Raw genomic sequence first — 22,709 nt, 5'->3', positions numbered from 1 at the left:
AGCTGGCTTACCTGAACCCACTTTCAGAGGAGCCGGCACCATGCCTGCGACCCGTACCTGGTTGAAATCCCCCCTTGCCATCTTCACTGCCAACGACGCCGACGCACGCGGCGGACTGGTCATCGAAGACGGCCGCATCACTCAACTTCTAGCCCTCGGCGAGAGCCCCAGCGCGCCCTGCGATCAGGTTTTCGATGCCCGCGAGCACGTCATCCTGCCCGGCCTAATCAACACCCATCACCACTTCTACCAGACCCTGACCCGCGCCTGGGCGCCGGTGGTCAACCAACCCCTGTTCCCCTGGCTGAAGACCCTGTACCCAGTGTGGGCGCGGCTGACCCCGGCCAAGCTGGAGCTGGCCAGCCAGGTCGCCTTGGCCGAATTGCTGCTGTCGGGCTGCACCACTGCGGCTGATCACCATTACCTATTCCCTCAGGGCCTGGACAACGCCATCGACGTACAGGTCGAGGCAGTGCGCAAACTGGGCATGCGCGCCATGCTCACGCGCGGCTCGATGAGCCTGGGTGAGGACGATGGCGGCCTGCCACCACAACAGACGGTGCAACAGGGCGAAGTGATCCTGGCCGACAGCCAGCGACTTATCCACAGCTACCATGAGCGCGGCGATGGCGCGCAGATCCAGATCGCCCTGGCGCCCTGCTCGCCGTTCTCGGTCACTCCAGAAATCATGCGCGCCAGCGCCGTACTTGCCGAAGAACTGGACGTGCGCTTGCATACCCACCTGGCCGAAACCCTCGACGAAGAGGACTTCTGCCTGCAGCGCTTTGGCCTGCGTACTGTGGATTACCTCGACAGCGTCGGCTGGCTGGGCCCGCGTACCTGGCTGGCTCATGGCATTCATTTCAACCCCGATGAAATCGCCCGCCTGGGCGCCGCCGGTACTGGCATTTGCCATTGCCCAAGTTCCAACATGCGCCTGGCATCCGGCATCTGCCCGACTGTCGACCTGGAAACCGCCGGAGCCCCAGTCGGCCTGGGGGTAGATGGCTCGGCCTCGAACGATGCCTCGAACATGATCCTTGAAGCGCGCCAGGCCCTGTACTTGCAACGCTTGCGCTATGGCGCCGAACAGATCACCCCTGAGCGTGCACTGGGCTGGGCCACGCGCGGTTCGGCACGTCTGCTCGGACGCAGCGATATTGGCCAGCTGGCAGTAGGCAAGCAGGCCGACCTGGCCTTGTTCAAGCTCGACGAACTGCGCTTCTCCGGCAGCCACGACCCACTGTCGGCGCTGCTACTGTGCGGCGCCGACCGCGCCGATCGGGTCATGGTTGGCGGCAATTGGCGGGTGATCGATGGGCAAATCGAAGGCTTGGATGTGCAAGGCCTGATCGCCAATCACCGACAGGCAGCGGCGCAACTGATCGCCGGTTGATGCTATAGGGCCAGGCTGGGCGCATTGCGCGGCCTGGCCCTGTAGAATGACCGCCAACCGTTCCTGATTCGAGATTTGCATACATGTACGACTGGCTGAACGCCTTGCCCAAGGCGGAACTGCACATGCACCTGGAGGGCTCGCTGGAGCCTGAGCTGCTGTTCGCCCTGGCCGCACGCAACAAGATCGCCCTGCCGTGGGCAGATGTGGAAACCCTGCGCAGCGCATACGCGTTCAACAACCTGCAGGAATTTCTCGACCTGTACTACCAGGGCGCTGATGTCCTGCGTACCGAGCAAGATTTCTACGACCTGACCTGGGCCTACCTGCAACGCTGCAAAGCGCAGAACGTTATCCACACCGAGCCGTTCTTCGACCCGCAGACCCACACTGACCGAGGCATCCCGTTCGAAGTGGTCTTGACCGGCATTCGCCAGGCCCTCAAGGATGGCCATGAGCAACTGGGCATCAGCAGCGGCCTGATCCTGAGTTTCTTGCGCCACCTCAGTGAAGAAGAAGCACAAAAGACCCTCGACCAGGCGCTGCCGTTTCGCGATGCCTTTATTGCCGTTGGCCTGGACAGCTCGGAAAAGGGCCATCCACCGAGCAAGTTCCAGCGCGTCTTCGACCGCGCCCGCAGCGAAGGCTTCGTGGCGGTCGCCCACGCTGGCGAAGAAGGCCCTCCTGAGTACATCTGGGAAGCCCTGGATCTGCTGAAGATCAAGCGCATCGACCATGGCGTACGCGCCATCGAGGACGAACGCCTGATGCAGCGCATCATCGATGAGCAGATCCCGCTGACCGTCTGCCCGCTGTCCAACACCAAGCTCTGCGTGTTCGACCACATGAGCCAACACAACATCCTCGACATGCTCGAGCGCGGCGTGAAAGTCACGGTCAACTCAGATGACCCGGCCTACTTTGGCGGCTATGTCACCGAAAACTTCCATGCGCTTCACACCCACTTGGGCATGACCGAAGACCAAGCCCGCCGCCTGGCTCAGAACAGCCTGGATGCCCGGCTGCTCTGACTTATCCGCGACAGCGCATTGCAGGCGGCCTAACCGACCTGCAATGTGGGCTGCAGCCGAGCGATACGGTTGATCTGCTGAATCCCTAATGGGGATATCTGCAGTGCCCTGGAGCCTTCCTGTTCCTGTATCCAGCCCGATTGCAGGAACAGCTTCAGCAGTGCCTGCCCTAGGCTGCCGCCTAAATGAGGCCCTTGGTCACTCCATTCATTGCAGTGGCACACAGTACAACTGCCCTGCTGTCGCTGCGCCAACGCTTCGATGTAGACGCCAAGGGCCGCCAGTTGCACGCGCCCTTCCTGACTCACCCGCAGTTGCTGGTCGTGTCCTTCCAACCAGCCGGAAGCGATCAACCGCTCGAGCAACTCTGCGGCCAACTCACCACCCATATGACTTGAGCAACGTCTCGCCCGGCGCATCGACAGCGGTACCTGCAAGGGTTTGAACTGGCTGTTGCGCAACCGAAGATCATCCAGCCGCAGGCTGGCCAGGGCTTCAACCGCGGCCCCCACTTCCGGTGTGGCCAAGCGGAAAAATCGTTTGCGACCACGCGCCTCGTGCTTCAACAAGCCAGCCGACGACAGCAAGGTAAGGTGCGCACAGGCTGATGAGGAGGTGACGCCGATCATCGACGCCAGTTCATCGGCAGGACGCGGCAAACCGTCGATCAGCGCCCACAACATGGCGCTGCGCTTGGGGTCGGCCATCAGGCCGGCAATCTGGCTGATACTACTCACTGCACTCATATCCCTGTAACTCCCTGGAAGATCACGTCTGATGGCGATGGCCAACCACGACAGCGCGGTTAACGCACCTGCCAAGGGCGCGCATCCAGAGGCTGTAGGCCAAATTTGGCGACGCTCACGCATGAGTAGCCAAGGCCCAGATGAGCCAAAGCAGTGCCGTTCCCTGGCGGGGAAGTATCTCTCGCTGCCGTTAGAGGCCGCAGCCAGTATAAGCCGCGTGCAGGCCTGCACATTTACCTGCAATCGGCGGCCAATAGCCGAAAATGGGTTGGGTATAGCGCCCCATAACAAGGCGCCGATCAGGAACATTACGGCTAGCCAGGAACTCGACTTGGCTAATACATCCATCAAATCAACGGCGTAGCTAGATTAGCCGGCGCTCATGTCAGAAAACTCTGAAGACTGTACTGACAAGCAACTTCCCCAATTACAGCGCATAAATGAGATGCATCCCTTCGACCTCAGGGCTGCCCCAACTGGACATGCTCGATCGTAGAAGCTACGGCCACGACCGCCAGTCAGGACACCGCCTAGAAGTCATGGCGAGGCCGAGCAGCAGCGCTAAACTTGAGCCGCTCTCGATCTCTGGAGGTATGCCGCGATGAAAATTGTCGTCAGTGCGTCGAACCGTCAGCCCAATTGCCCCTGGCAAGTCCGGCTCGATCAGCATGTGGTGAGTTTTCGCAGTGAGGCTGAGGCGCGCGCGTTTGTCGCCACGCTGGAAGCGCGCCTGCAGGCGCCCCACTCGTTTACACCCGATGTTTGGCCTGCAAGCGCCGAGTCATCATCGCGACACTGACCACCAGCGCGCCGCACAGGCTGATAACCAGCGCCATCGGCACCGCACTGCCATCGTGCAGCAAGCTGACCAACGCTGCCGCGCCTGCGGCCACGCTGAACTGCAGGCAGCCCATCAACGCCGAGGCACTGCCGGCACGTGCGCCCTGACCACTCATGGCACAGGCCGAAGCGTTGGGGATGATGCAGCCCAGGCTGGCGATACAGACGAACAATGGCACCAACAGCGGCCAAAGCTGTGCGGGACGCAACGCCGCTACGCCCAGCAACAGCAACCCCGCCGCCAGATACAGCCAGACCGCCCGTGCCAGCAAGAATGCCGGACCACGTTTGGCCAGCAGCCGCGCATTGACCTGTGCCATCAGGATGAAGCCGGCAGCGTTGGTGCCGAACAGCCATCCGTAATGCTCAGGCGGCACGCCATACAACTTGATGAACACGAAGGGCGAGCCGGCGATGTAGGCAAACATGCCGGCAATGGCGGTGCCCCCGGTCAGCGCATGGCCGATGAAGACCCGATCCCGCAACAGACGCCAGTATTGGCGAAATGCGCCTGAGAGTGGCTGACGTGGCATACCCGCCGGGAAGCTCTCCGGCAGCCCCAAGCTCACGGCCAACAGGCATGCGGCACTGAACAGGCTCAAAGCAAGGAAGATCGATTGCCACCCGGCCAGGTTGACCAGCACCCCACCCAGCATTGGCGCAAGAATCGGCGCCAAGCCCATGACCAACATCAGTTGCGAGAACACCTTGGCCGAAGCTACCGCATCACATTTGTCGCTGACGATCGCCCGCGACAACACCATGCCGGCGCAACCGCCCAAGGCCTGGACGAAGCGCGCGACGATCAAGGTATCCAGATTCGGTGCATAGGCGCAGGCCAACGAGGCCAAGGTAAATAAGGTCACGCCAAACAACAGTGGCTTGCGCCGGCCAAAGCGATCAGCCACCGGGCCATAGGCCAGTTGTCCAATGGACAAGCCCAGGAAATAGGCCGCTAACGTGGTCTGGATATGTTGTTCGTCAGTCGCAAAAGCCTGCGCCATGGCCGGAAAGGCGGGCAGGTAGAAGTCAATCGCCAACGGCCCGAACGCACTGAGGGCGCCCAGGATCAGCACAAAACGCAGGTTCATCAGGAATCCATAGCTGGCTAAGCAAGTGCCTTAGTCTACCTGCACTACACCTCACCAGCATGAAAACCTTTGTAACAATAACGGCCGTCCCTGGCCCTCTCAGGCTTCAGACAACTTCCGCCGGATAGCCTTCATCGCGGATCGCCGCAAGAATTTGCTCAACCCCAACCTGGCTTTGCACACGCACCTGTTTGGCGGCCAAATCGACTTCTACCTTGGCCGCTGCATCCTGCCCCTGCACCGCCGCTGTCACTGCCTTTACACAGTGGCCACAGGTCATGCCTTGCACATTGAATACTTGCATCGGGTCTGTCTCCTCATGGGTTTTTCGCAGTTTCAAGCTTGCCATCGGGACAAGGTCAAGTAGCCCGTGAATCAACCGGACTGGAAATCCGCGCGCAGCTCGGCCAAGCTGCGCCTTTGACGATTTTGCCAAGCAGGAGATTCACCATGATCAAGGCAGCATTGGGCCTTGTCGGACTAATGGGTGCACTGGCCGCCGTGCCCCAGGCCAGCGCCCAAGGCAACTCGGACTACAGCGTGCTGATCATTTCTCGAGAGCGCCTGGAAGTGGCCACCACCTGCGAAATCGGCGTCTACCTCAATGACCAACTGTCCGGACGTCTGTTCCAAGAACAATCGACCTCGTTCAACCTGCCGCCAGGGCCTGTGGATATCCGCCTGCGCCTATTGCCGGGTCAGGCACCGGGCTGCGCGGCGGGGCTGGAAAATCAGCACAGCCAGCGCCTGACCCTGCACGCCGGGCAGATCAGTAAATACCGCATTGCCATGGACCACAGTGGCCTGCATTTGAACAAGGCCAGTTTGGACTATTGACCTTGACCGTGTGGCAAGGTTGATGCTGAGGGCCTGTCCAAGGAGGAGAGCCCATGTCTGCATCCACCATCTTCGACCTGCCGATCTCCGGCATGACCTGTGCCAGCTGCGCCGGCCGAGTCGAGCGCGCCCTGCGCAAGGTCACCGGCGCCGAGCAGGTCAGCGTCAACCTCGCCACTGAACAGGCCCGGGTCCAGGCCCCGGCCGACAGCCTCCCTGAGTTGGTCGATGCCGTGCGTCAGGCCGGCTACGGCGTGCCCACCCGCAGCGTCGAGCTGCAGATCGGCGGCATGACCTGCGCCAGCTGCGCTGGGCGCGTCGAACGGGCCCTGGGTAAAGTGCCGGGGGTCGAGCAGATCAGCGTCAACCTGGCCAGCGAACGCGCGCATATCGAAGTGCTCAAGGCAGTCGACGACAGTGTGCTGATCGGCGCAGTCGAGCAGGCCGGCTACAGCGCCGCGCTGCCCCAAGCCGCCCGTGATGACCAGGCCGAAGCGCAGCGGCGCTTGCGCAAAGAACGCCTGGCAGTCGGCGCAGCCCTGATACTGGCGCTGCCGCTGGTGCTGCCGATGATCGTCCAGCCATTCGGCCTGCACTGGATGCTGCCGGCCTGGGCGCAGTTCCTGCTCGCCACGCCGGTGCAGTTCATCCTCGGCGCTCGCTTCTACGTGGCCGCCTGGAAAGCAGTACGAGCCGGCGCCGGTAACATGGACCTATTGGTCGCGCTGGGCACCAGTGCCGGTTATGGCCTGAGCCTGTATGAATGGGCCAGGGCCGAAGCGGGCGTCGCGCCACACCTGTATTTCGAAGCCTCGGCGGTGGTCATCGCCCTGGTATTGCTCGGCAAGTACCTGGAAAGCCGCGCCAAACGCCAGACCGCTAGCGCCATTCGTGCACTTGAAGCGCTACGGCCGGATCGTGCGCTGAGGGTGGTCGATGGCCGTGAGGAAGACGTGGCCATCAGCCAATTGCGCCTGGACGACCTAGTCCTGGTCAAGCCGGGTGAACGCTTCCCAGTCGATGGCCAAGTGCTCGAAGGCAGCAGCCACGCCGACGAAGCGTTGATCAGCGGCGAAAGCCTGCCCGTGCCCAAGCAGCCCGGCGACCACGTCACCGGCGGCGCCATCAACGGCGAAGGCCGGCTGTTGGTGCGGACCCTGGCCCTGGGCACGGAAACCGTACTGGCGCGCATCATTCGCCTGGTCGAAGATGCCCAGGCGGCCAAGGCGCCGATCCAGAAGCTGGTCGATCGGGTCAGCCAGGTGTTCGTCCCGGCAGTACTGGTGATCGCCCTGTTCACCCTGCTCGGCTGGTGGTGGGCCGGCGCACCGATCGAAACCGCGTTGATCAACGCCGTCGCCGTACTGGTCATTGCTTGCCCTTGCGCACTCGGCTTGGCCACTCCGGCAGCGATCATGGCCGGCACCGGTGTCGCGGCCCGGCACGGCATCCTGATCAAGGACGCCGAGGCGCTGGAACGCGCCCACGCCGTCAACCGGGTGGTGTTCGACAAGACTGGCACACTCACCTCCGGCAGCCCGCGCATCGTCCATAGCCAGGCTGCGGTGGGTGACAACGCCGACCTGCTGCGCCTGGCCGGTGCCCTGCAGCGCGGCAGCGAGCATCCGCTGGCCAAGGCGGTGCTCGATGCCTGCAGCGAGCAGGGCCTGATGGTGCCGCAAGTCAGCGACAGCCAGTCGCTGACCGGGCGTGGGATCGCCGGTCATGTGGAACATCGCCAACTGGCGCTGGGTAACCGCCGTCTGCTCGATGAAAGCGGGCTGCACGCGGGCGACCTGGCCAGCAAGGCGCAGGCCTGGGAGGCCGAAGGCCGCACCCTGTCGTGGCTCATCGAACAGGCCCCTAAACCCCAGGTGCTGGGGCTGTTCGCCTTCGGCGACAGCCTCAAGCCCGGCGCCGAATACGCCATTCGCGCCTTGCATGGCAAAGGTATCAGCAGCCACTTGCTGACCGGCGACAACCGCGGCAGTGCCAAAGTGGTCGCCGAGGCACTGGGCATCGATGATGTGCACGCTGAAGTGCTGCCAGCCGACAAAGCCGCCACGGTCGGCCAGCTCAAACGCGACGGCGTGGTCGCGATGGTCGGCGATGGCATCAACGACGCCCCGGCCCTGGCCGCCGCCGATATCGGCATTGCCATGGGCGGTGGCACCGATGTGGCCATGCAGGCGGCGGGCATCACCCTGATGCGCGGCGACCCACGGCTGGTGCCAGCGGCGCTGGAAATCAGCCGCAAGACCTACGCGAAAATCCGTCAGAATCTGTTCTGGGCCTTCATCTACAACCTGATCGGCATTCCGCTGGCTGCCTTTGGTCTGCTCAATCCGGTACTGGCCGGCGCGGCCATGGCGCTGTCGAGTGTCAGCGTAGTGAGCAATGCCCTGTGGCTGAAGACCTGGAAACCTAGCGACGACCAGCAGGAGGCACCATGAACATCGGCCAGGCAGCCCGCCGCAGTGGGCTGAGTACCAAGATGATTCGCTACTACGAGTCGATTGGCTTGCTCAAGCCGGCTCAGCGCAGCGACAGTGGTTATCGGCTGTACCAGCAAGAAGATTTGCACAGCCTGGCCTTCATCAAACGCTCCCGCGACTTGGGGTTCTCGCTCGATGAGGTGGCGAAACTGCTCACCCTGTGGCAGGACCGGCAACGTGCCAGCGCCGACGTCAAGGCGCTGGCCACCGAGCATATCCAGGCCCTGAACCAGCGGATCGAAGAGTTGGTGAGCCTGCGCGATACCTTGAGCGAGCTGGTCGCCCACTGCCAGGGCGACGACCGGCCGGACTGTCCGATCCTCAAGGATCTGGCCAATGGCAAAAGCTGTTGCCACTGACGTGTACAAAAGGGGTCGCTTCGCGGCCCCAGCACCGCACAGCCTGATTTTGGTATGCCATATTAGCCCTGACACGACCGAATAGTCACCAAACCCGCCCTCGCCCAATAAATACGGGCTTTTTTCTACAACAATCCCGAATCCTGCCGATGCCCTAGTACCTGCCTCATGCATCGACAAGAAAAATTTCGGGAGCGTGGATGAACATCAAGCAAAAACTGACCTGGGCCTTTGCCGTTATCGCCGGCTTGCCCATCGTCCTCGTGGCCACCCTGGTGGTCCTCAACCTGCGCGGTGAAGCCCGTGACGATTTTCTCGACAACAGCAGCCGAGAGATTCGTCAGGTCAGCAACGCGATGAACATCTTCTTCCAGGGCATCACCCAGAACGTCGAGTATCTCGCCGCGCAGCCGTTGATCGCCGCGGCAGACGGCAACGTGAAAAAGCACCTCGCCGCCGACGCTGCGCAAATTGCCCCCAATGACCAGGACAAGACGCTGTTCGACTTCTTCAGCCGCCTGGCCAAGAGTCACCCCGACTACGCCTATGTCTCCTATGGCCTGGCGGACGGCGGCTACGCCTTCTGGCCTGGCGATCCGAAAATGGCCAACTACGACCCACGCACCCGCCCGTGGTACCAGACCGCCATGGCCAACCCTGACAAGACCCTGCGCACCGCGCCCTACTACTGGGCCGGCGATGATGCCGTGCTGGTCAGCACCGTCCGCGCGGTGGCCAACCAATTGGGTAACCCCGGCGGTGTAGTCAACATCGACGTATCGCTCAAAGGCCTGACCGAAATCGTCAAGCAGATCAAGCTAGGCGAAAGCGGCTACCTGATCCTGATGGAAAACAGCGGCAACGTGATGGTCGACCCGCGTGACGCCAGCCACAATTTCAAGCAGCTGGCGAGCTTTGGCGATGGCTATGTCGACTTGGCCAAGGCAGGCAAAGGCCTGGTCGAAGTGACGCTCAACGGTGAGCGCTACATGGCCAACGTCTACCCTGACGAGCAACTGGGCTGGACCTTCATCGGTCTGATCCAGCAAGACGAAGTGATGCAAACCACCACCCGCCTGACCTGGCTGATCGGCATCATCGCTCTGGTGCTGGCCGCGGTGTTCGCCATCGTCGGCGCTGCATTCGCCAAACTCATCGTGCGCCCGATCAACAGCGTCACCAGCGGCCTGGAAGACATCGCCCAGGGCGAAGGCGACCTGACCCGCAGCCTGGAAATCCGCGGCCGTGATGAAACCGCGCAACTGGCCAGCTGGTTCAACCAGTTCCTCGGCGCCATCCGCAGCCTGATCCAGCATATTGGCTCGGCCGCCGGCAAGATCCTCAGTACCTCGAGCCGCTCGACCCAGGTGTCGGCCGACATGTCCGAAGCCGCCGGACGTCAGCGCGAAGCGGTGGATATGGTCTCGACTGCTTTCCACGAAATGGTCGCGACCGCCAACGAAGTGGCCCGCTCGTGCAGCCAGGCCGCACAATCGGCCGACAGCGGCCAGCAGCAAGCCCGTGAAGGCCAGCAGCAGATCGACGCCGCCGTGCAAAGCGTCGACCGTCTGAGCCAGGAAATCGAGCAATCGGCGCAGTCGATCCAGCAACTGGAACGCGACAGCAATGCCATCCAGTCGATCCTCGGCACCATCCGTTCGATTGCCGAGCAGACCAACCTGCTCGCCCTCAACGCGGCCATCGAAGCCGCCCGCGCCGGCGAGCAAGGCCGTGGTTTTGCCGTGGTCGCCGATGAAGTCCGGGCCCTGGCCAAGCGCACTGCTGACTCCACTGCCGAGATCGACGGCCTGCTCGGCAACCTGGCCAGCCGCACCGCTGAAGTCGCCCAGCAAATGCACGCCAGCCTGGATGTCTCGCAGCAGTCGGTCAGCCGCATTGGCCTGGCCCGCGACAGCTTCGGCCAGATCCGCGAATCGGTGGACATCATCCGCGACATGAACACCCAGATCGCCACTGCCGCCGAAGAGCAACACCAGGTCGCCGAAGACATCAACCGCCATATCAGCCAGATCCACGGGGATGCGCAACTGGTGGCAGAGCTCGCCCATGCGGCGCGCCAGGACTCCGAAAGCCTGGCCGGCCTGTCCAACGAGCTGGATACCCTGGTGCGGCGTTTCCGCACCTAGGCGCTACAGCCGCAGCTCTCCGGGGGTGAAACCGAAGAGCTGCTTGAATGCGGCGATATAGGCTGAGGTTGAGTCATAACCACAGCCCAGCGCCGCTTCAGTGACGTTCTCGCCCGACTCCAGCAAGGCCAGCGACGACAGCAGGCGCATGCGTTGGCGCCAGCTGCGAAAACTCAGGCCCGTTTCACGCTGGAACAGGCGCATCAGGGTCTTTTCCGAGCAACCCAGCTCCAGCGCCCATTGCTGCAGGGTCTGCGGCAGGTCGGGCGCGGCAATCAGCCCGTTGCACAGCTTCAGCAGCCCGGGATGACGCGGCAGCGGCAAGGAAAACCCCACCTCCGGCAGCGCTTGCAGCTGGTCAAGCAGCACGGCCACCAAACGCGCCTCGGCGCTGTCGCCTTCCGGGTATTCCACCGGCAACAGGCAAAACTGCTTGATCAGCTCACGCGCCAGGGGGGTTACCTCAAGCACTCGGCAATGATCTGGCGCCCATGGACAGGCATCGCGCCGCACGTAAAGGCTGCGCATTTCCGCCTGCATCGAGCTGGCAACGTCATGCTCGGTATCAGCAGGGATCCACACGCCCCACTGCGGCGGCGCGAAATAGCTGCCGTCGCTGGTGTAAATGCCGAGCACGCCGCTGATCGCGTAGGAAAACTGCACCCAGTCGTGGCGATGGCGGGTGGTCCAGGAGCCTGCGCCGAGGCTTTCGGCGCGGGCATAGACTGGCCTGGGTAACTGCTCCAGATTCGGAATGGGACGGGGCGCAGAAAGTTGTCCGATGCTCGGCATGACCTGATCTTGTAGTTGTGATCAGACAAGCGTATCAGGTTTGCCAGGGTGTCAGTCCCGGCCTCATCGCGGGGCAAGCCGCCGCCTCTCAGCGCTCCACGATCGCCGTAACCCCTTGCCCACCCGCCGCACAAATTGAAATCAGCCCGCGCCCCTTGCCCGCGCTAGCCAGCAGCTTGGCCATATTGGCCAATACCCGCCCGCCAGTAGCGGCAAACGGATGCCCGGCTGCCAGCGAACTGCCCTTCACATTGAGTTTGCTGCGGTCGATCGAGCCCAGCGGCGCAGCCAGCCCCAGCCGCGTGCGGCAGAACGCTTCATCTTCCCAAGCCTTGAGGGTACACAGCACCTGCGCGGCAAATGCCTCATGGATTTCGTAATAGTCAAAGTCCTGCAGGCTCAGGCCATTGCGCGCCAGCAGGCGTGGCACCGCATACGCTGGGGCCATCAGCAGCCCCTCCTGGCCTTTGACGAAATCCACGGCCGCGGTCTCGCCATCGACCAGATAGGCCAGCACCGACAACCCCTGCTGCTCGGCCCACTGCTCGCTACCGAGCAATACCAGCGAAGCACCATCTGTCAGCGGCGTCGAGTTGCCTGGCGTCAGCGTGCCCAGACCGCTGCGATCGAACGACGGCTTGAGCTTGGCCAACTGTTCCAGCGTGAGATCCGTGCGCAGGTTGTTATCCCGGCTCAGGCCCGAGTAGGGGGTGAGCAGGTCATCGTGCCAGCCCTCGGCAAAGGACGCGGCCAGGTTCTGGTGGCTGAGCAAAGCCAACTCATCCTGCGCCGCCCGCTCGATCTGCCAGGTCTGCGCCATACGCTCGCAATGCTCGCCCATCGACAGCCCGGTACGCGGCTCGCCGTTGCGCGGCAATTCAGGTTTCAGGTGTCCTGGTCGCAACTTTAAAAACGGTTTGAGCCGCTCGCCCAGGCTCTTGCCGCGGTTGGCCTGCAGCAAGATACGCCGCAAGCCTTCGTTAACCCCGATTGGCGCATCGGAGGTGGTGTCCACGCCGCCTGCGATGCCGCTGTCGATCTGCCCCAGGGCGATCTTGTTAGCCACCAGCAAGGCGGCCTCCAGACCGGTGCCACAGGCCTGCTGGATGTCATAGGCAGGGGTTTGCGCGGACAAGCGCGAGCCTAGCACGCACTCGCGGGACAGGTTCATGTCACGCGAGGCTTTGAGCACAGCGCCTGCGACCACTTCGCCCAAACGCAGGCCATGCAGGCGGTAGCGCTCGATCAGGCCTTCGAGGGCGGCAGTCAGCATCGCCTGGTTACTGGCGTTGGCATAGGCGCCGTTGGAACGGGCGAAGGGAATTCGGTTGCCACCCAGGATCGCGACCCGGCGAGGTGAACGCATGTGTAGGTTCCTCCTGAAACAATTTGATCCGTACAGCCTAGGTCTTTTTAAAGCATTCGAACGACCGTTACATAAACTTGGTCCACACTTGCATGCTTGCCTTCAGGGAGACCCGCACATGAGTGATCGCTATCTCGGCTTTGCCAACTCCAACCTCGGCCGCCGCCTGGTCGACGCTCTGGGCCTGCCGCACCCGGCACCGCTGGAGCGCTGGCAGGCAGGCCGGCTGCGCCCGGTAGAGGGCGCCCTGGTGCTGGGCGGCGGGCCTTTGGCGAACCAGCTTGAAGCCATTGCGCCGCGCCTGACCGATGAGCTCTACAGCTTTGCCGGCAACGACTTGCAAGCACCGGCCTGGGTCGCAGGGCTTGGACCGAAGCTCAAGGCGGTGGTGTTCGATGCCAGTCACTTGTCCGACAGCGACCAGCTCAGCCAGTTGCGAGAATTTTTCCAGCCGCTGCTGCGCAGCCTGGCCCCCTGCGCCCACGTGGTGATTCTTGGTCGCGCCCCCGAGCGCATCGATGACCCGCTGGCCAGCGTCGCCCAACGCGCGTTGGAAGGTTTCAGCCGCTCATTGGGCAAAGAGCTGCGCAATGGCGCCACCGCGCAGCTGTTGTATGTCAGCCCGCAGGCTGAGGATCAACTCGAAGGCGCCCTGCGTTTCTTCCTTTCGCCTAAAAGCGCGTTTGTTTCCGGCCAGGTGCTGCGCTTGGAAGCCTGCGCCAGCCAGGTCCAGGACTGGACCCGACCACTGGCGGGACGGCGGGCGCTGGTGACCGGTGCCGCTCGCGGCATCGGCGCCTCTATCGCCGAAACCCTGGCCCGAGATGGCGCCGATGTGGTGCTGCTCGACGTTCCCCAGGCGCAGAAGGACCTTGATGGCCTCGCCGCCCGCTTGGGCGGCCGGGCACTGGCGCTGGATATCTGCGCCAATGATGCCGCTGCACAATTGATCAAAGCCCTGCCCGACGGCATCGACATCGTTGTGCACAACGCCGGCATCACCCGCGACAAAACCCTGGCCAACATGACGCCCGAATACTGGGACGCAGTCATGGCAGTCAATCTCAAGGCGCCGCAGGTTCTGACTCAGGCACTGTTTGACGCAGGTACTCTGGGCGAGCAGGCTCGCATCACCCTGCTGGCTTCGGTCAGCGGCATCGCCGGCAATCGTGGCCAGGCCAACTATGCGGCTAGCAAGGCCGGCCTGATCGGCCTCGCCCAGGCGTGGGCGCCAAAGCTGGCTGAGCGCGGCGCCAGCATCAACGCCGTGGCCCCAGGTTTTATCGAGACGCACATGACCGCCGCCATGCCCATGGGCTTGCGCGAGGCTGGCAGGCGTCTGAGCTCGCTGGGCCAGGGAGGTCGCCCCCAGGATGTCGCCGAGGCAATCGCCTGGCTCAGCCAACCCGGCTCCGGTGCCGTCAATGGCCAGGTCCTGCGGGTGTGTGGCCAGGCCTTGATGGGAGCCTGACCATGACACGCCAATGGCACGACCTGCACAGCCCCGACTCTAGCGCCAGCCTCTACCTGCGCGCCGCCAGCAAGCGCAAGATCAGCGGCGCCAGCCTCCCCGAGCAAGGCCTGCGCTGCTTCCTGCGCGTCAATCCCGAGCATGTGGCGGCGTATCGACGGCTTTGTCATTTCGCCGACGACGGCCGCCTGCCCGGCACTTATCCCCATGTCATGGCATTCACCCTGCAACTGCAGTTGCTCACCGGCCGTGACTTCCCCTTCCCGCTCCTCGGCCTGGTTCACCTGCACAACAGCATTCAGGTCCTGCGCCCGCTGGGCGGCATCGATGGGCTGCGCTTTGCGGTATATGCCGACAACCTGCAAGCGCATGCCAAAGGCGGCACCTTCGACCTGATCACCGAAGCGGAAGACGGCCTCGGCCTGCTCTGGCGCGAGACCAGCCGCATGCTGGTGCGAGGTTTGAAGCTGGACGGCGGGGCCAGCGCAGACGTCGAGGTCGAGCCCGGCAACTTGGCCGAAGCCACTCGCTGGTACGCCGACAGCGACATTGGCCGGCGCTACGCCAAGGTCTGTGGCGACTACAACCCGATTCACCTCAGCGCACCCAGCGCACGGCTGTTTGGTTTTCCCAAAGCGATTGCCCATGGCATGTGGAGCAAGGCCATGAGCCTGGCCGCCTTGGGTGGGCATCTGCCGCGTGCAGGGTTTGAGTTCGCCGTCGACTTCCGCAAACCGGTGCGCTTACCGTCGGAAGTGATCCTCAGCGCCAGCCCTGCCGGACCTGAAGGCGAGCTGCGCCTGGACGGGCATGGCGAGTTGCTGCACATGATCGGCCACTGGCGTTCGCTCTGAGTGTTGCTGCGCTTGTAGTTCACTTGCTTTACGCCGGGGCTCGTCCGAAGCTATGCGCCATGAGGAGAGCCCCGATGAACTTGCAAGAACTGACAGAACGCCTGCACCAGATCCGCGACAATAACGATTGGCGGGGTTTTCACAGCCCGAAGAACCTGGCCATGGCGGCCAGCGTGGAAATGGCCGAGCTGGTGGAGATCTTCCAATGGCTGAGCGAGGACCAGTCGCGCCAGCTGCCGCCGGAACAACTCGCCCATGCCGGCCAGGAAGTCGGCGACATCGTCCTTTACCTGTTGCTGCTGTGCAGTGAGCTGGGCCTTGACATGGAGCAGGTGGTACGCGCCAAGCTGGCCGACAGCGAAAGGCGTTTCGCCGTATGAACGACCGTCACTTCGATCAACTGGCGACCCGCTTCGCCGAGAAAATCTACGGCGGCGCCAAAGGCGCGATTCGCCTCGCGGTGCTCCAGGCAGACCTCGCTGAAACCTTGCCGGATCGTCCACTGCGCATTCTCGATATCGGCGCGGGCCTTGGCCACATGGCCTTGTGGCTGGCCCAGCGCGGCCATCACCTGACCCTCGCCGAGCCGGCCGCGCCCATGCTCGACGGTGCCCGAGCGCGGTTTGCCGAAGCCGGCCAGCAAGCGACCTTCATTCAAGCGCCCTGGCAGGATTTGCTCGGCCAACTGACCGAGCCCTACGACCTGGTGCTGTGCCACGCCGTACTGGAGTGGCTCGCCGAGCCCGAGAGCATCCTGCCGGTCCTGCATCAGTTGACCGCGTCAGGCGGCTGGCTGTCACTGGCGTTCTACAACCGCGATGCGCTGGTGTATCGCAATCTGCTCAAGGGCCATTTCCGCAAGTTGCGCAGCAATCACCTGGCGGGTGAGAAGCAGAGCCTGACCCCGCAAAAACCGCTTGATCCGCGTGAACTCAAGGCGCAACTTGAACCCATGTGGACGGTCGAAAGCGAAAGTGGGGTGAGGGTGTTCCACGATTACATGCCCAAGGAGTTCCAGGCCAAGGCCGAGCTGCTCGACCTGTTGGAAATGGAACTGGCCCACCGCCGTCATCCAAGCTTCGCCGGGCTGGGCCGCTACCTGCATTGGATCTGCCGACCACGTTGACCCCGCCCGCCGGGAGGACTACATGCCGTATCGTCTGCTGTGCCTGGCCCTGCTACCCCTTGCCCTGGCTGGCTGCCAGGGCAGCAACCCTTATGTCGCCAGCGGCCGCCCGATCCCGCCTGCACCGGCCCAGGCTGCCAACACCTTCGACAGCAGCGCTTACCCAGCGCCGCCGCGCGACTACGGCCGCTATCGCAGCTGGAGCTGGCGCAACGGCCAGTTGCCCAGCGGCAGCGCCAATGCAGATCCGGCGCAGTTGGCCGACGCGATAAGCGGCGCGCTCGACCAGCACGGGCTTCGCCCAGCGCGCAATAACGACGCAGACCTGCTGGTAAGCGCAGACCTGCGCTTGGAGCGGCGCCTGCGCCAAGTGCGCGATTATGACTACGACCCCTACTATGGCCCCTACCCCTACGGCAGCGTCGGTTACGGCGGCTACCGCAATGGTTATGGCGCCTATGGCAGCGTGCCGATCGTGCGCACCTATGAAGTCGAGGTGATGGTCGTGCGTATCGACCTGTTCGATGCGCGCAACGGCCAACCGGTGTGGAGTGCCAGTGCCGAAAGCGGCAGCGACAAGGACTCACCCCGCGATCGCGAGAGCGCCCTGCGCGAGTCGGTGCACAAGGCCCTCAGCGGCTACCCTCCCAGTTAACGCTTAACGGAGAACCATCATGTTGCGCCGTCTCGTTGTGCTGTCATTCGCGCTGCTGCTTGCCGCCTGCTCAAGCAACAACGTTCAGCAGGATTTCGACGCCAGTCGCGATTTCGCCGGTTATCGCAGCTGGGCCTGGCAGGAACCTGGATTGCAGTACCGCCCGGACGACCCACGGATCAAGAGCGACCTCACCGAGCAACGCATTCGCCAAGCCGTGGCCGACCAACTCGACCAGCGCGGCCTACGCCCGGTACAAGGCAATGCCCAGGCCGATGTCAACGTGCGCGCCTACCTGATCGTCGAGCAACGCCAGCAGCAGATCACCACCAACTACGGCGGCGGCTGGGGAGGTTACTGGGGCGGCTACTGGGGTGGGCCGATGTACAACGAAACCCGCAGCGTCGACTACAAGGTGGCCACCATCCAGGTCGACCTGTTCGATAGCCGCGACGGCAAACTGGTCTGGCGCGGCAGTGCCGAGCAGATCATGAACAACTACCCGCCCAGCCCACAGGAGCGTAATGCGGCCATCCAGAAAACCGTCGCCCAGGTGCTGAGCCAGTACCCACCGCACTGAAGCGCAATCAAGGCAACTTGCCATCACCTTTACTACACTCCTTTGACCGCCGCCACGCTGTATGGCCATGGCCGGCAAAGGAGTGCCCGTGGTTGTTCGTTCCGTTGTCCGCCAACGCGGCGCGATTGGCCTGATGGCCGCCATTACCCTGGGTATGGCGCTGTTGTTCATGCTGCTGGTGGTCGATAGCGGCCGGCTCTACCTGGAACAGCGCAAGCTCCAGCGCATCGCTGACATGGCCGCCCTGGAAGCGCTCAATGGCGGGGGCAGCTGTGTTGCCGGGGTCGCTGATGCCAATGCCCTGGCCCGTCGCGCGGCGCTGCGCAACGGCCATGCTGATTCGCCGGATAGAACCCTCTTGGTCGAATGCGGCAGTGTCAAAGCGGCGGCTAACGGTATCCGGGCATTCACCGTTGATCCGCAGCAGACCCAGGCCATCCGCGTCACCGCTACGCACCAGGTGGCGACCAGCATTGCCGCAGGGGTCTGGGCCCTGGCCGACGGCAACGGCCTGCAGAGCAAAACCCGCCTGCAAGCCCAGGCAACAGCGGGGCGCACAGGCCCGGCCTTGGCGAGACTGTCGATTCGCAGCAGCCTGCTGACCATCAACACGGCCAAGAGCGATCAACTGAACACGCTGCTCGGCGCCCTGTTGGGGACACAGATCAACCTGGGCGTGGCGCAATGGCAGGGCTTGCTCGACGCGGATCTCAATCTGCTGCGTTTTCTCGACGCGCTCGCCATCGAGGCGAAAGTGGCCGCCGGCAACTACACCGAGCTGCTGCACAAAACCTTGAAAGTAGGCGATGTACTCGACGTCATGGCCGAAGTGGCCGCGCAGGACAATCCGCTGGTGAATGTCAGCGGCCTGGTCGACCTGGCCGTCGCAGGCAAGGATGCGGGCGGGATCGTCTTGGGCGAACTGCTCAACATCCAGAACGGCGGCACCCATGCAGGGCTGGATGCAACCTTGCAGGTGCTGCAACTGGTCCAGGGCACCATCCAGCTGGCCAACAGCAAGCACGCCGTAGAAACCACGCTGCCGGTCAGTGTGCTGGGGCTGGCGAACATCACCACGCGCTTGAAAATCATCGAGCCGCCGCAGTTCTCCGCCCTGGGCGACCCTTCGCTGGCGCAGGCCAACCCGATGGCAGCCGGGCAGATCTATGTGCGCACCGCGCAGACCCGGATTCTCATCCAGGTCAATCTCGGCCCGCTGCTAGGCGGGCTGAACCTGGGCATCATCCAGCTGGTGCCCAGCCCCAGCCTGGACGTGGGCTTGGAAGTGGCCAGCGCCAGTAGCCATGTACGCGGCTACGACTGCAGCAGCGCCTCGAGCAAACGCCTGCGCGTGAAGAACGACGGCGCTGCCGCCAAGGTGATGATCGGCACCATCGACAACAGCAAGTTCTTTTCCAACCAGCCGGTGAGCGCCAGCCCGTTGGTGCTGCTGCGTGTACCGCTGCTGGGCCTCGATGTCGGCTTGGGCGCCAACTCGCCGGTGTTTTCCCAGGCGGAAACCTACGACTACCTCAAGCCGCCGAATATCGACCAGTCACCCCCGGCAAGCCGCACCATGGACACCAAGAACATCGTTGCCAGCCTGGGCGCGACGCTCGGTGGGCTGGAGCTTTCACCACAGATACCGCTGGTGAGCGCCTTACTGAATATCATCACCGGGCTGATCGGCGGGCTGCTGGGGTCGTTGCTCGATCCGCTGGTCAACAACCTGCTGGCACTGCTGGGCATAGATCTCAACGCAGTCACCATCGACGCCCACCTCAGCTGCCAGAGCGGCCGGCCAGAGCTGCTGATCTAGGCACACGGCAAGCTGATGCAGAAACAGGCACCGCCATTGCGGTTGTCGACGCTCAAGCTACCGCCCATGGCTGCGACGATGCCATGGCTTACCGACAAGCCAAGCCCGGTGCCGACACCGGCTGCCTTGGTGGTGAAGAACGGCTCGAAGATCCGCTCCAGTAGCAGTGGGTCGATACCACCGCCGTTGTCTTGCACCCACAGCAATACCTGCCCGGCAGTGAGGGTTTGGTGAATGCAGAGCGTGCCTTGGCCGCCGCGCTTATCGAGCAGCGCGTCACGGGCGTTGACCATCAGGTTGATCAGCACTTGCTCCAACTGATCCGCATGGCCCATCACCTGCGGCTGATCGCTGGGCTGCTCAACCTGCAGGGTCACGCCCTTGCCTTGCAGTCCCTCCTCGAGCAGTGCCACCGCCCCCTGCACCGCCGACCAGGCGGCAAAGCGCGTGCCTTCGACCTCCGAGCGCCGGCCAAATACCCGCATGTGGTCCACCAGGCGCGCCGTACGCTCGATCTGCGCCTCGATACGCTGCAGCTTCTGCTCCAGGTAGGCCGGGTCTGCATCGCCATTTTGCAGACGCTTGAGCGCATTGGCGGTTGCCATGCGCATGACATTGAGCGGCTGATTGATTTCGTGCAGCAAGCCTGTGGCCAACTCGCCCAAGGTGGCCATCTTGGCCCCCTGCAACAATTGCCGCTGACTGCGCCGCACCTCGGTGTTGTCCCGGCCAACCGCCTGGACTTCCAGTAACCGGCCCTGTTCGTCGAACAGACCGCGGTCGGCCCAGATCCACCAGGCATGCTCACGCCCAGGCAACTGCAAACAGATTTCCGCGCTGCTCATCGGCTGCTGCGGCGTCAGCGCCTGCAAGCGCTGGAGAAAGTCATCGCGCTGGCCCTGGGACATCCACTGACCCAAGTTCATGCCGACCAGCTGCTCTGGGCTACAGTGCAGGTAATCGGCCAAGGGCCGGTTGCCGAAAACCAGGCTCAAATCTGGACGGTAGCGGCAGATCATCGCCGGTGAATCTTCCACCAGCACCCGGTAGCGCTCCTCGCTCTGACGGACCCGTTCAGCCGCTTCGGTCGCCTCACTGACGTCCAGCCACAGCCCGACCACCTCCCGCGGTTGGCCAAGGTCGTCACGCAGCAGGCGCGCTTCATCGAGGATCCAGTGATAGCCACCAAGGCTGTCACGCAGACGCAGGCGACAGCGTACCTGGCCGTCGCGTAGCAGACTGCGGGTGCGCTGCAACCACAGGCCGTGATCATCGGGATGCACCGCCAGCCCTGGCTGGCGCGCCTGCTCACTGTCGTTGGCCCACCCCAGCAGGGGCGTAAGGCTGGCGCTGTAGAACTCGCCCAGCAAGGCCCCCGCGACGCAGCGCTGAACGTAGATCACCGCCGGAGAGCTGGCGATCAGGTTCTCCAGCCGCTCACGCGCAGCGCCGGCCTGCTGCTCTTGCTCCTTGAGCGCACTGATATCGAGTAGAAATCCGCGTAACTGGCCGGCGTGCAGTTGCCCTGCCCAATGCACCCAGCGCGCTACCTCCGCGTGCACCAGGCGCAGACTGAGGTTCAGCTCGCGCCCTGCCCAGGCCTGTTCCAGGGCCAACTGCGCGGGCTCTCGATCAGCGGGGTGCACAAGTGCCAGCCATTGCACCTGGCTGAGCGCGCGCGGCAGGCCAAGGCTGGCGGCTAGACTGGGGTCCAACTGCAGCGGCTCTTGTCGTGGCCATTGCCACCAACCGGCACCCAGCTGAGCCTGCAATTGATCCAGATGACACGCCAGGCGCTGCGCCTGGGCCTGATGCAAACGGCTGACCAATGGCTGGGCTAGCGCCTGCATCAACGGCTCCGCCGACTCCAGCTGCAACCTTTGCTTGGCGCCAGCGCAGAGCAACCAGGCCTGCACCTGCGCGCCCTGCCGGTAAGGCAACAGGCAAAGCGTGGCACCGGCGCTGCGTGTCAGCCAATCAGGGTAAGCACGCGTGTCGAGCAGCGCGTGCGGCGGTAACTGCTCCAACCAGGACTGCAGCCGCTGCTGCTCGGGCCAAGGCCAGTCATCACTGCTGGCGTAACTGCGCCATTGTCCGCCCTCATGCAGCATCAATCGCAACGACGCCGCTTGCCAGTGCTCGGCTAGCCGTTGCAACTGTTCGGTCGCTGCCTGCACCAGATGCGCCTCGCCGGCTTCGCGCAGGGCATCACCGATCTGAACCGCCAACTGATGTTCGGCATGCTCGTGGCGGCCACTGTCACGCTCATGCAGCAGATCGCCGATGTCGAACAGTTGCAGCATCCAGCCCTCGCCCTGGCGTAGCAACCAGCCGCGGGTATGCAAGACATGGCCAAGCACGGTATGAAAATCCAGGTCCAAGGCCAAACCCTGCCAATCGGCAGGCTCACCTTCGAGCACCAGCCAGCTGTGGCGCTCAAGATAATCATGGACCCGCGCACCGCTGTGGCTAGGCAAAGCCAGTGCGCTGCGCAGCGGGCCGGACAGACGTAATACCCGCGCCTGATCGTCCAGCCAGACCTGTAGTCCGATGGCCACCGGCGGCGCAGCTTCGGTGACAGGCAGAGGCGCTGTGCGCCAACGATCGAACAGGCCACTCACAGTTGCAAACTCGCTTGCGCCTTCAACTGCGCAGGCAAGCGCGGTACCTCACCGATTACCGGCAGCACCAACACCGGGACCACGGCGGTCAGGCGTTGCTTGGGGTAGGTGATCGTCACGGTCAGTAAGTCATCGACCAGGCTGACCTGGGTATCGTTGGCCTGGAAGGCCAACGACTTGGGCATCCACGCCAGTTGCTGAGCCACCACCTGGCGCGCGAGGGTCTGCGCCTGCGCCTGAAAGTTGGCCGTAGCCGGATCGAGCGCCACGCAGCGGCGCACCGCCTCACTGCTGGCCTGGTTGAACGACTGCAACATGAGCATCGGCAGCGCATAGCTGACCAGACCATAGAACACCGCAAAAAACACCATGAATACCGCGACAAATTCGATGGCTGCTGCGCCTTTTTGCCGTCCTGCCAGGCCTGCTTGCATGATCGCGTCTACCCTGACTATGAAACCTGACTGACAGCATAGAACCGTT

At 63.4% G+C, this 22,709-nt stretch carries 21 protein-coding genes and 1 pseudogene; 15 read left to right on the top strand and 7 right to left on the bottom strand.

The window, feature by feature from the left end:
- Nucleotides 1-40 precede the first annotated feature (40 nt).
- Complete coding sequence (locus tag OIU19_RS14670) at nucleotides 41-1,396, top strand: 8-oxoguanine deaminase (protein ID WP_264235606.1); 1,356 nt, start codon at nucleotides 41-43, stop codon at nucleotides 1,394-1,396.
- A gap of 83 nt (nucleotides 1,397-1,479) precedes the next feature.
- Entirely contained in the window at nucleotides 1,480-2,427 is a 948-nt protein-coding gene (locus OIU19_RS14665; RefSeq protein WP_264235605.1) for an adenosine deaminase, read from the top strand.
- A 29-nt stretch (nucleotides 2,428-2,456) separates the two neighbouring features.
- Here OIU19_RS14665 and OIU19_RS14660 read toward each other — a convergent pair whose 3' ends face one another.
- On the bottom strand, nucleotides 2,457-3,173 hold the full coding sequence (locus OIU19_RS14660) for a helix-turn-helix transcriptional regulator (protein WP_264235603.1): 717 nt from the start codon (nucleotides 3,171-3,173) through the stop codon (nucleotides 2,457-2,459).
- A 601-nt stretch (nucleotides 3,174-3,774) separates the two neighbouring features.
- On the opposite strand from OIU19_RS14660, the gene OIU19_RS14655 reads away from it, so the two are divergent.
- Entirely contained in the window at nucleotides 3,775-3,972 is a 198-nt protein-coding gene (locus tag OIU19_RS14655) for a hypothetical protein (RefSeq protein ID WP_264235601.1), read from the top strand.
- On the opposite strand, the gene OIU19_RS14650 is transcribed toward OIU19_RS14655, so the two are convergent.
- Both OIU19_RS14650 and OIU19_RS14645 read right to left on the bottom strand, forming a co-directional pair.
- Entirely contained in the window at nucleotides 3,923-5,104 is a 1,182-nt protein-coding gene (locus tag OIU19_RS14650) for a multidrug effflux MFS transporter (RefSeq protein WP_264235600.1), read from the bottom strand. The genes OIU19_RS14655 and OIU19_RS14650 overlap by 50 nt on opposite strands.
- A gap of 106 nt (nucleotides 5,105-5,210) precedes the next feature.
- Nucleotides 5,211-5,408 (bottom strand): heavy-metal-associated domain-containing protein, encoded by a 198-nt coding sequence (locus OIU19_RS14645; protein WP_264235599.1) that lies wholly within the window; start codon nucleotides 5,406-5,408, stop codon nucleotides 5,211-5,213.
- A 146-nt stretch (nucleotides 5,409-5,554) separates the two neighbouring features.
- Between OIU19_RS14645 and OIU19_RS14640 the strand changes: the two genes are divergently transcribed.
- The 5 genes and pseudogenes from OIU19_RS14640 to OIU19_RS14620 all read left to right on the top strand — a co-directional run bounded on the left by OIU19_RS14640 (nucleotide 5,555) and on the right by OIU19_RS14620 (nucleotide 10,942).
- On the top strand, nucleotides 5,555-5,941 hold the full coding sequence (locus OIU19_RS14640; RefSeq protein WP_264235598.1) for a hypothetical protein: 387 nt from the start codon (nucleotides 5,555-5,557) through the stop codon (nucleotides 5,939-5,941).
- Nucleotides 5,942-5,994: 53 nt separating this feature from the next.
- Complete coding sequence (locus OIU19_RS14635; protein ID WP_264235597.1) at nucleotides 5,995-8,394, top strand: heavy metal translocating P-type ATPase; 2,400 nt, start codon at nucleotides 5,995-5,997, stop codon at nucleotides 8,392-8,394.
- Nucleotides 8,391-8,795 (top strand): Cu(I)-responsive transcriptional regulator, encoded by a 405-nt coding sequence (cueR, locus tag OIU19_RS14630; RefSeq protein ID WP_186555497.1) that lies wholly within the window; start codon nucleotides 8,391-8,393, stop codon nucleotides 8,793-8,795. Before OIU19_RS14635 ends, cueR begins: the two co-directional genes overlap by 4 nt.
- Nucleotides 8,796-8,995: 200 nt before the next feature.
- Nucleotides 8,996-10,084, top strand: a pseudogene (locus OIU19_RS14625) (sensor histidine kinase); the annotation flags it as partial.
- A gap of 90 nt (nucleotides 10,085-10,174) precedes the next feature.
- The gene (locus OIU19_RS14620; protein WP_372353319.1) at nucleotides 10,175-10,942 is read left to right on the top strand and encodes a methyl-accepting chemotaxis protein; all 768 of its coding nucleotides are present in this window, start codon (nucleotides 10,175-10,177) and stop codon (nucleotides 10,940-10,942) included.
- A 3-nt stretch (nucleotides 10,943-10,945) separates the two neighbouring features.
- Here OIU19_RS14620 and OIU19_RS14615 read toward each other — a convergent pair whose 3' ends face one another.
- Nucleotides 10,946-11,734: a helix-turn-helix transcriptional regulator gene (locus OIU19_RS14615; protein ID WP_264235592.1), complete on the bottom strand. Its 789-nt coding sequence runs from the start codon at nucleotides 11,732-11,734 to the stop codon at nucleotides 10,946-10,948.
- Nucleotides 11,735-11,822: 88 nt separating this feature from the next.
- Complete coding sequence (locus OIU19_RS14610) at nucleotides 11,823-13,100, bottom strand: acetyl-CoA C-acetyltransferase (RefSeq protein ID WP_264235591.1); 1,278 nt, start codon at nucleotides 13,098-13,100, stop codon at nucleotides 11,823-11,825.
- Nucleotides 13,101-13,218: 118 nt separating this feature from the next.
- Between OIU19_RS14610 and OIU19_RS14605 the strand changes: the two genes are divergently transcribed.
- The 7 genes from OIU19_RS14605 to OIU19_RS14575 all read left to right on the top strand — a co-directional run bounded on the left by OIU19_RS14605 (nucleotide 13,219) and on the right by OIU19_RS14575 (nucleotide 19,605).
- Nucleotides 13,219-14,571 carry a 3-oxoacyl-ACP reductase gene (locus tag OIU19_RS14605; protein ID WP_264235590.1) on the top strand — a complete coding sequence of 451 codons (1,353 nt, stop codon included), beginning with the start codon at nucleotides 13,219-13,221 and terminating at the stop codon, nucleotides 14,569-14,571.
- A gap of 2 nt (nucleotides 14,572-14,573) precedes the next feature.
- Nucleotides 14,574-15,425 carry a MaoC/PaaZ C-terminal domain-containing protein gene (locus tag OIU19_RS14600; RefSeq protein ID WP_264235589.1) on the top strand — a complete coding sequence of 284 codons (852 nt, stop codon included), beginning with the start codon at nucleotides 14,574-14,576 and terminating at the stop codon, nucleotides 15,423-15,425.
- A gap of 74 nt (nucleotides 15,426-15,499) precedes the next feature.
- A complete protein-coding gene (locus OIU19_RS14595) occupies nucleotides 15,500-15,805 on the top strand; it encodes a MazG-like family protein (protein ID WP_186555503.1) in 306 nt (101 codons plus the stop codon).
- Complete coding sequence (locus OIU19_RS14590; RefSeq protein ID WP_264235587.1) at nucleotides 15,802-16,551, top strand: methyltransferase; 750 nt, start codon at nucleotides 15,802-15,804, stop codon at nucleotides 16,549-16,551. Before OIU19_RS14595 ends, OIU19_RS14590 begins: the two co-directional genes overlap by 4 nt.
- A 22-nt stretch (nucleotides 16,552-16,573) precedes the next feature.
- Nucleotides 16,574-17,206, top strand: coding sequence for a DUF4136 domain-containing protein (locus OIU19_RS14585; RefSeq protein WP_264235586.1), 633 nt, complete (start codon nucleotides 16,574-16,576; stop codon nucleotides 17,204-17,206).
- A gap of 19 nt (nucleotides 17,207-17,225) precedes the next feature.
- Entirely contained in the window at nucleotides 17,226-17,786 is a 561-nt protein-coding gene (locus OIU19_RS14580; RefSeq protein ID WP_264235585.1) for a DUF4136 domain-containing protein, read from the top strand.
- An 88-nt stretch (nucleotides 17,787-17,874) separates the two neighbouring features.
- A complete protein-coding gene (locus OIU19_RS14575) occupies nucleotides 17,875-19,605 on the top strand; it encodes a pilus assembly protein TadG-related protein (RefSeq protein WP_264235584.1) in 1,731 nt (576 codons plus the stop codon).
- On the opposite strand, the gene OIU19_RS14570 is transcribed toward OIU19_RS14575, so the two are convergent.
- Both OIU19_RS14570 and OIU19_RS14565 read right to left on the bottom strand, forming a co-directional pair.
- On the bottom strand, nucleotides 19,602-22,226 hold the full coding sequence (locus tag OIU19_RS14570; RefSeq protein ID WP_264235583.1) for a PAS domain-containing sensor histidine kinase: 2,625 nt from the start codon (nucleotides 22,224-22,226) through the stop codon (nucleotides 19,602-19,604). The genes OIU19_RS14575 and OIU19_RS14570 overlap by 4 nt on opposite strands.
- Nucleotides 22,223-22,660 carry a TadE/TadG family type IV pilus assembly protein gene (locus OIU19_RS14565; RefSeq protein WP_186555508.1) on the bottom strand — a complete coding sequence of 146 codons (438 nt, stop codon included), beginning with the start codon at nucleotides 22,658-22,660 and terminating at the stop codon, nucleotides 22,223-22,225. Before OIU19_RS14565 ends, OIU19_RS14570 begins: the two co-directional genes overlap by 4 nt.
- Nucleotides 22,661-22,709: the final 49 nt, after the last annotated feature.

It is taken from the genome of Pseudomonas sp. BT-42-2 (genome assembly GCF_025847435.2).
In the GTDB taxonomy this organism is placed as follows: Bacteria; Pseudomonadota; Gammaproteobacteria; order Pseudomonadales; family Pseudomonadaceae; genus Aquipseudomonas; species Aquipseudomonas urmiensis.
This window is presented reverse-complemented; position numbering and strand designations above follow the sequence as displayed.

Coding starts and splice junctions, on each gene's coding strand:
- OIU19_RS14645 (WP_264235599.1), bottom strand. CDS start 5,408: ATGCAAGTATTCAATGTGCAAGGCATGACCTGTGGCCACTGTGTAAAG.
- OIU19_RS14665 (WP_264235605.1), top strand. CDS start 1,480: ATGTACGACTGGCTGAACGCCTTGCCCAAGGCGGAACTGCACATGCAC.
- OIU19_RS14660 (WP_264235603.1), bottom strand. CDS start 3,173: ATGAGTGCAGTGAGTAGTATCAGCCAGATTGCCGGCCTGATGGCCGAC.
- OIU19_RS14635 (WP_264235597.1), top strand. CDS start 5,995: ATGTCTGCATCCACCATCTTCGACCTGCCGATCTCCGGCATGACCTGT.
- OIU19_RS14610 (WP_264235591.1), bottom strand. CDS start 13,100: ATGCGTTCACCTCGCCGGGTCGCGATCCTGGGTGGCAACCGAATTCCC.
- OIU19_RS14670 (WP_264235606.1), top strand. CDS start 41: ATGCCTGCGACCCGTACCTGGTTGAAATCCCCCCTTGCCATCTTCACT.
- cueR (WP_186555497.1), top strand. CDS start 8,391: ATGAACATCGGCCAGGCAGCCCGCCGCAGTGGGCTGAGTACCAAGATG.
- OIU19_RS14605 (WP_264235590.1), top strand. CDS start 13,219: ATGAGTGATCGCTATCTCGGCTTTGCCAACTCCAACCTCGGCCGCCGC.
- OIU19_RS14650 (WP_264235600.1), bottom strand. CDS start 5,104: ATGAACCTGCGTTTTGTGCTGATCCTGGGCGCCCTCAGTGCGTTCGGG.
- OIU19_RS14615 (WP_264235592.1), bottom strand. CDS start 11,734: ATGCCGAGCATCGGACAACTTTCTGCGCCCCGTCCCATTCCGAATCTG.
- OIU19_RS14580 (WP_264235585.1), top strand. CDS start 17,226: ATGTTGCGCCGTCTCGTTGTGCTGTCATTCGCGCTGCTGCTTGCCGCC.
- OIU19_RS14585 (WP_264235586.1), top strand. CDS start 16,574: ATGCCGTATCGTCTGCTGTGCCTGGCCCTGCTACCCCTTGCCCTGGCT.
- OIU19_RS14600 (WP_264235589.1), top strand. CDS start 14,574: ATGACACGCCAATGGCACGACCTGCACAGCCCCGACTCTAGCGCCAGC.
- OIU19_RS14620 (WP_372353319.1), top strand. CDS start 10,175: ATGTCCGAAGCCGCCGGACGTCAGCGCGAAGCGGTGGATATGGTCTCG.
- OIU19_RS14565 (WP_186555508.1), bottom strand. CDS start 22,660: ATGCAAGCAGGCCTGGCAGGACGGCAAAAAGGCGCAGCAGCCATCGAA.
- OIU19_RS14655 (WP_264235601.1), top strand. CDS start 3,775: ATGAAAATTGTCGTCAGTGCGTCGAACCGTCAGCCCAATTGCCCCTGG.
- OIU19_RS14590 (WP_264235587.1), top strand. CDS start 15,802: ATGAACGACCGTCACTTCGATCAACTGGCGACCCGCTTCGCCGAGAAA.
- OIU19_RS14595 (WP_186555503.1), top strand. CDS start 15,500: ATGAACTTGCAAGAACTGACAGAACGCCTGCACCAGATCCGCGACAAT.
- OIU19_RS14640 (WP_264235598.1), top strand. CDS start 5,555: ATGATCAAGGCAGCATTGGGCCTTGTCGGACTAATGGGTGCACTGGCC.